This is a genomic window from Providencia sp. wls1922, assembly GCF_009706505.1.
Taxonomy (GTDB): domain Bacteria; phylum Pseudomonadota; class Gammaproteobacteria; order Enterobacterales; family Enterobacteriaceae; genus Providencia; species Providencia lanzhouensis.
In genome coordinates this window covers 36,298-42,993 of record NZ_WLUG01000049.1, presented here as the reverse complement: position 1 = coordinate 42,993, position 6,696 = coordinate 36,298, and the positions used below count along the sequence as shown (strand labels likewise).

The 6,696-nt window shown below is 41.7% G+C and carries 7 protein-coding genes and 1 pseudogene; 4 read left to right on the top strand and 4 right to left on the bottom strand.

The window, feature by feature from the left end:
- Positions 1-143: pseudogene (locus GKR71_RS03915) on the top strand (23S rRNA (cytidine(2498)-2'-O)-methyltransferase RlmM); the annotation flags it as partial.
- Between the two features lie 63 nt (positions 144-206).
- Here the strand turns inward: GKR71_RS03915 and xni are convergent.
- The 3 genes from xni to queF form a co-directional block, all read right to left on the bottom strand.
- Positions 207-962, bottom strand: a complete 756-nt coding sequence (gene xni / locus GKR71_RS03910) for a flap endonuclease Xni (RefSeq protein ID WP_036956333.1) — start codon at positions 960-962, stop codon at positions 207-209.
- A 44-nt stretch (positions 963-1,006) separates the two neighbouring features.
- Positions 1,007-2,374 (bottom strand): nucleotide 5'-monophosphate nucleosidase PpnN, encoded by a 1,368-nt coding sequence (gene ppnN, locus GKR71_RS03905; RefSeq protein WP_036956334.1) that lies wholly within the window; start codon positions 2,372-2,374, stop codon positions 1,007-1,009.
- A gap of 103 nt (positions 2,375-2,477) precedes the next feature.
- Positions 2,478-3,323 carry an NADPH-dependent 7-cyano-7-deazaguanine reductase QueF gene (gene queF, locus GKR71_RS03900; RefSeq protein ID WP_154633958.1) on the bottom strand — a complete coding sequence of 282 codons (846 nt, stop codon included), beginning with the start codon at positions 3,321-3,323 and terminating at the stop codon, positions 2,478-2,480.
- 158 nt (positions 3,324-3,481) lie between these two features.
- On the opposite strand from queF, the gene syd reads away from it, so the two are divergent.
- Positions 3,482-4,042 (top strand): SecY-interacting protein, encoded by a 561-nt coding sequence (gene syd, locus GKR71_RS03895; RefSeq protein WP_036956336.1) that lies wholly within the window; start codon positions 3,482-3,484, stop codon positions 4,040-4,042.
- A gap of 385 nt (positions 4,043-4,427) precedes the next feature.
- Here the strand turns inward: syd and GKR71_RS03890 are convergent, their stop codons facing one another.
- Positions 4,428-5,324, bottom strand: coding sequence for a VirK/YbjX family protein (locus GKR71_RS03890; RefSeq protein ID WP_036956337.1), 897 nt, complete (start codon positions 5,322-5,324; stop codon positions 4,428-4,430).
- A gap of 248 nt (positions 5,325-5,572) precedes the next feature.
- Here GKR71_RS03890 and GKR71_RS03885 point away from each other — a divergent pair, with 248 nt between their 5' ends.
- Both GKR71_RS03885 and truC read left to right on the top strand, forming a co-directional pair.
- Positions 5,573-5,911 carry a YqcC family protein gene (locus GKR71_RS03885; protein ID WP_036956339.1) on the top strand — a complete coding sequence of 113 codons (339 nt, stop codon included), beginning with the start codon at positions 5,573-5,575 and terminating at the stop codon, positions 5,909-5,911.
- A 3-nt stretch (positions 5,912-5,914) separates the two neighbouring features.
- Complete coding sequence (truC, locus tag GKR71_RS03880; protein WP_036956341.1) at positions 5,915-6,673, top strand: tRNA pseudouridine(65) synthase TruC; 759 nt, start codon at positions 5,915-5,917, stop codon at positions 6,671-6,673.
- Positions 6,674-6,696 lie beyond the last annotated feature (23 nt).

Genomic DNA, 6,696 nt, shown 5'->3' with positions numbered 1-6,696 from the left:
TGGAAAAAATGAAAGCTCAGCTGAAAGAGAATGGTATCAATGTTCTGATCCAAGCGAAACAGCTTTACCATGACCGTGAAGAAGTTACTGTGCATGTACAACGTGTTTGGTCTGCAAACCCAATGGCGCGTGAATATTATTAAGTCAAAGCTGGGTTGGTTTGAATAGCAAAAAGGTCACTTTGAAGTGACCTTTTTTTGTGTTTGCTATCTAGCTTCGTAGCGTAACTGATTCAGATTACCTTTCAAGGTAATATCTGTTTTTAATGTGGCAATATCGCGACAGATAAGCGCAATTTCTTGTTGGTTAATTAGTTTTTTCTGCCATTTTTCTTCAAGAACATCAAAGTTGGCGTACAAATTTTCAATAGTGTGGAATCGCTGAAGTAACTCAGTGGCACTTTTGGTGCCAATCCCTGCAACTCCAGGAACTTTACTGCTACTGATCCCCGCTAAACCCCAGTAATCAGGTAGTTGTTCAGGCTTGACTCCAAATTCATTCTCGATGAAAGGTACGTCCAACCAACGTTTTTGAAAGTAGTCACGGATACGCAGGTTTGGAGAGAGTAGCTGGCAGTAACCTTTATCGGTAGAGACGATGGTGACGGTATGCCCAGAATCGGCAATACGTTTAGCGAGAGTGGCGGCTAAATCATCGGCTTCATCACCTTCAGATTGCCAGCAATGAATACCATTTTCTTCAAACTGAGCAACGAGTTGAGGTAACTCAGCTTGTAAGTTTTCAGGCATAGGCTGACGCCCTGCTTTATAGTCAGGCAGTTTTTCATGACGCCAACTATGGTGGCGACCTTCTTCATCAAATACTGCCACAATATGGGTGGCATTAGTATGGTTAATCAATTGAGAAATAGCGGATAAACAGGTTTCTCCACATGGGCTCCCCTGAACCGCGTGGATACGTCGAATTAAGTTTAAAGCATCAATAATTAATAAATGGATCATAAGCCGTTTGGTCGTTAAACGCGCCTTCCTTGGCACGTAGGTGATTATTTCACAATTTCATAGCAAGGTTCGTAAGCGGTGCCACCCGGCAACTTCATACGATGCTGTTTCACGAAACCTTGGAGTAAAATGTCCATGCGTTTCATGATATCGCTATCCCCATGAATTTTGAAAGGACCATGTTTTTCAATCGCTTTCATGCCGACTTCTTTTACGTTACCCGCGACAATTCCAGAGAAAGCACGGCGTAAATCGGAAGCCAGTTTTTCTGGGGATTGACCCGGATGCAGGTTCAGTGACGCCATATTTTCGTGAGTCGGCTCAAACGGATGCTGTAGCTCAGGGGCGATTTTAATCGACCAGTTGAAGCTGTATGCGTCACCCGTATTACGACGGCTCTCTTTCACTGCAGACATGCCTTTTTTCATCACGCGTGCCACTTCTTGCGGGTTGTCGATAATGATTTGGTAATGTTTGCTCGCTTCATCTCCCAGAGTATGGCGAATAAAATCATCAAGAACAGAGAAGTATTCCGCGCTTTCTTTTGGTCCAGTCAGGACTAATGGCAGCACTTGCTCGGTATTTTCAGGATCCATCATAATACCCAACAGATAAAGGAGCTCTTCTGCGGTTCCCACGCCACCAGGGAAAATAATGATCCCGTGGGCTAAACGGACAAATGCCTCAAGACGTTTTTCAATGTCTGGCATGATGATCAGTTCATTAACTAATGGGTTAGGTGGCTCAGCCGCGATGATGGATGGCTCAGTTAACCCGATAAAACGGCTGTCTTTATAACGCTGTTGAGCATGACCTACCGCGGCACCTTTCATTGGCGCTTCCATAGCTCCCGGTCCACAACCTGTGCAGATGTTCAGTTCACGCAAGCCTAGTTCATTACCGACTTTACGACCATACAGGTATTCATTTTCATTAATGGAGTGTCCACCCCAGCACACGATCATATTAGGATCTTCACCAATATGTAGCGCACGGGCGTTACGTAAGATGGAAAAGATCATATTAGTGAGGTGAGTGCTATTTTCTAAATCGAGATGGAACTGCTGTTTGGCATTAGTTATTTGAGCGTGAACAAACAGAATATCGCGCAGTACGGCAAACAAGTTCGCTTGTAATGAACGAATGATTTTACCGTCAACGAACGCTTTTTCTGGTGGGTTAATAAGCTCTAATTTGATACCACGTTCACGACGTAAAATGTTGATATCAAAACCTGCACTTTTTTCTAAAAGTTCTTTACTGCTGTCAGTTAAGCTTCCTGAATGTAATACCGCTAAGGAGCAGTTTCGATATAGCTGATACAAATGGCTGCTCGCCGTACGTTTCAGCATATCGACTTCAAGCTGAGACAATAGATCCATAGATCCTAATGGACTGATATGAGTAATCAAGTAACACTCCTTTGCCCAATTGGGCTCTTGACGCGTGAATTACATTGAAAATGATTTAAATAGCATTCTCTTAAATTACACTGATTTTCAATTTAGTAGGTACTTATTGCCGTGCCAAACGACCCGTGTCAGGCTCGAATTGTTCATTACTGCGCCATGGGTTGATATCAAGCCCACCTCGGCGAGTATAGCGTGCATACACAGATAATTTCTCTGGTTTGCACAGTATTGTTATGTCGTTGAAAATGCGCTCCACACACTGTTCGTGGAATTCATTATGATGACGAAATGAGACGAGGTAACGTAATAACGCTTCACGGTCAATTTTTGGACCACGATAATGAATTTGTACTGAGCCCCAATCAGGTTGGTTGGTTATCAAACAATTTGATTTCAACAGGTGGCTGACGAGGGTTTCTTCGACAACCTCTGGTTGGGTGCAATTGACCAAATAGTCGCGATTAAATTCATAGTTATCGATGTCAATCTCTTGCTCATCAATACAGACACCTTGGAATTGGTGAATGGCTTGCTGAGTAAAGTCATCAAGTTTATAAAGTGTAACCTTAACCTCGCCATTAGCACAGCGGCTTAGGTCATTTTGCAAAACGCTTCGCACATTTTCCCACGTTTCGAAGCGAGTCTGATTGAAACTATTGAGATAAAGCTTGAAGCTTTTTGATTCCACCAAGTTTTCACTTGTGGCATCTACACTGACGGAGCCTATCGCTACTTGAGGAACACCACGGGTATTTAGCCAAGAGAGTTCATACAGTGTCCAAATATCGGCGCCGTGGAATGGCAGTGTATCAGCATGAATATCCAAAGGATCGCGATTAAGGCTACGCGGCACCGCTTGCAATAAAGCGGCATCATATTGGTCATGATAAGCCGTCTTTTTCCCGAGAGTTAAATTATCGAGAGCGGGGTTATTTTGATAGTGAGACATAGTGATCCTTATCTTTTCGGCGTGTCAGTGCTGAACATTGGCAAACTGAGTGCATTTTATTCGTTTGTTAACTTCTGTCATAATACCACTTATCCATAATATTGAGCCTGCCAATTTGAATTGGTTTTAATAATGTTATTTCTCACAATTGAAAAACGATGAATACAATAATCTCTGATTTAATTAAAAATTTTACCAGCCAGTATGTGGCTAAGTGGCAAGAAGCTACGGGACTTCCACCGGTGTCTGCTGAGCTGTATGGGGTACCTTCTCCTTGCATCGTTCGTACTGGTGATGATGTGGTTTATTGGGAGCCTAAGCCGTTTCCATTAGAAGAGAAAAGTTTAAATAATGTCGCGAATGCGCTAGATCTCCAATTACAGGACGATATTCACGCTTTTTATACCACTCAGTTAGCTGGAGATATGAGCGCGACGTTGGGTGATTTATCATTGAATTTGGTGCAAGTGTGGAGCGAAGAGGACTTTATTCGCTTACAGGAAAACTTGATTGGGCATTTGGTGACTCAAAAGCGCTTAAAGTTACCGCCAACGCTGTTTATTGCCACATTAGACTCTGAATTAGAAATGATTTCTATGTGTAATTTAACAGGGGAAATTATTGTTGAAACGTTTGGAAGCAAGCAACGACAAGTTATTGCAGAAAATCTTGCGAGCTTTATTCAACAACTGAAGCCCGTTATATCATCTCAGGGGTAAGTGATTTATAGCATGGTGCTGTAGGTTATTGCCTACAATTTGGTTAAGCCATATCTTAATAATTTTTCACATTATCGAAATGAGAACTATTTAACTTTTAATTTCATAGCGTTACTATCCATTTTAAGTTTTTTATCATTTTTTGAATCATCTGAATGTAGAACACTAGGTTGTTTGCTTAATGGATTTAATACATTCTTATCGGGCTGGACAGGGTAGTTGTTTAGCTTTTTTACATATAAAAAACAAGGAAATGGATAACCTGGCAGAGCGGTTGGTCTGCTAAATTTTTATCTAACAGGATGTTAGGCGGCAGGAAGTCGCATTGCAGGATGCAAGTCAATTGATAGATAAGTAGCCAGTTAGTTTTAACTGGCTACTTTTTTTATTTCTGAGCTGAGTTTGAGTATTGGGTGAGGGACTCAATAATACTTTGCGACATGGCTTCTCTCAGTGCTTCGCGCTTACGGAATTCGGAACGTCTCTGGCTTTTCACTGATTCGATATCACGCATTGGCTCTTGAAGTGGTAATTGATACCAACCTTCGGCATTTAAAACGCCGCCACACTCTTCCCAAAAAGTATCGTAGCTAGATTTTAAATGCTGGCTTTTGATATGGCTATTATTTGAAATCCCGAGAATAGATTTGATTTGGAAATAAGCAGCTACCGCATAAATAGCAGACATTAAAAGATTTTTAGGCCTCATTGCATGCATCTGTTTCGTAATGGATTTCACTTGCTCTACGCTCTGTTCTGTCGATGGTCCTTGTAGGGAACAGACATAAAGCTGACCTTGTTCACCAAATGAAAAGCTCATCAAATAGATTTCATCACCCGTTTCATTGAGTAAATGGATGGAGAGATCCCCTTCACGTGGATATTGAGAATAGATCATTTTTAATTGGGCAAAATCACCGGATTTTAGCTCAATATTCGCAACCGTTAAGCCGTCTCGTTTATCCGAAAACATGGCGGTGATAGCTTCAGGCGTAAAGGTTTTTTCAATTAAATCTAACGTATAGCTTGCAGTGGATAATTTCTGTTTACCACTCCACGTTTTATGCAGGTATTTGTTAATCGGTCGCTCAATAAATTGAGGTACGCCATCGATGGTCGCTGATAGCAGGGCGCTTTGGTATGTATCGCACATCGATTGATATTGCTGATATTGTTGTGAAGGCAACTTAGCAATGCGGAGCTTTCTTTTTAGCTGTACATATTTGTTAGTGAAAGATTTCCATGTCTTGTTTTGTTGGCGCCACTGTTTTAATAGTCCCATAGATAAACCATCTTTATGTTAATAATGAAAAAAGCAAACTGTGCATAAAAACATTCAATAATAAAGGCAGAATATACAACAAATGATAAACAATTATTAATTGTTTTAGTCAATGTGAATAAATGGACGTAGATACATAATTTGGAGACGCATGATTGCTTTTTGCTTGTCTCATCCCCATGTTTGCGACAACACTGTGTCCAAAAATACGGTATATTTTGAATTATTATCTTTGAATAGGTTTTAGTATGAATATTGAGCAGCGCATCCTTGAGAAACTCAGTCATCTTGAAATAGAGATGAGAGCCAAATCCTTATGGGAAGAAGTTCCTCCAAGTCCAGACGCGTTTGAGAGTGTGGAACCTTTTGCCATCGATACGATGGAAGCCGCCCAATGGCTTCAGTGGATTTTAATCCCTCGACTGACAGCAATGATTGATCAAGGTGCCATGTTGCCGAGCAATTTTGCTATCGCACCGTATTTTGAAGAGATCTACAAAGACGATGAAGAAGGGCGCTTTATTGCATTCCTCGATCATTTGCGTGAGTTAGATAGCTACTTTCAATTCACTGTGATGGGCGAATAACGGATGCTGGATATTATCTACCAAGATGAGTATGTGGTTGCTGTTAATAAACCAGCAGGCATGTTGGTGCATCGCAGTTGGCTCGACAGCAAAGAGACGGTGTTTGTGATGCAAACACTGCGTGACCAAATTGGGCAGCATGTGTTCCCAATCCACCGTCTTGATAGACCAACATCGGGTGTGTTGTTGTTTGCATTATCCAGTGAAGTAGCAAGGTCACTCGCCGAGCAGTTTGAGCAGCATACCATGGAAAAAGTGTACCATGCGATTGTGCGGGGCTACGTTACAGAAGGGGATAGATTAGATTATCCGTTACTTGAGGAACTCGACAAAATTGCGGATAAACACGCCACTAAAGAGCCTCGGTTACAAGAGTGTGTCACCCATTATAAACCCTTGGCGACAGTCGAGTGTTCAGTGGCAATTGGGCGTTATGATACAGCGCGTTTTAGCCTTGTTGAGCTTAAGCCTGAAACTGGACGCAAACACCAATTAAGACGTCATATGTCCCATTTACGTCATCCCATTATTGGGGATAGTAAACATGGAGATTTACGTCAAAACCGCGGTGTGAGTGAGCATTTTTCAGTCTCTCGCTTGATGCTGCACGCTAGCCAGCTAATATTTATTCACCCTATAACAGAAGAAAAAATATCGTTAGTCGCGGCATGGGATGCACAATGGCTATCATTAGTTGAACAATTTGGATGGGGTGATACTGTCTCAAAGCTCGATATTAATGTGATTGATTATCCTGTTTGATAGACTTTTATAAGGAGGACGTA

Bases quoted from the DNA above. Each gene is read 5' to 3' on its own strand.
- GKR71_RS03885 (WP_036956339.1), top strand. From the start codon at position 5,573: ATGAATATTGAGCAGCGCATCCTTGAGAAACTCAGTCATCTTGAAATA.
- queF (WP_154633958.1), bottom strand. From the start codon at position 3,323: ATGTCTCACTATCAAAATAACCCCGCTCTCGATAATTTAACTCTCGGG.
- syd (WP_036956336.1), top strand. From the start codon at position 3,482: ATGAATACAATAATCTCTGATTTAATTAAAAATTTTACCAGCCAGTAT.
- truC (WP_036956341.1), top strand. From the start codon at position 5,915: ATGCTGGATATTATCTACCAAGATGAGTATGTGGTTGCTGTTAATAAA.
- xni (WP_036956333.1), bottom strand. From the start codon at position 962: ATGATCCATTTATTAATTATTGATGCTTTAAACTTAATTCGACGTATC.
- GKR71_RS03890 (WP_036956337.1), bottom strand. From the start codon at position 5,324: ATGGGACTATTAAAACAGTGGCGCCAACAAAACAAGACATGGAAATCT.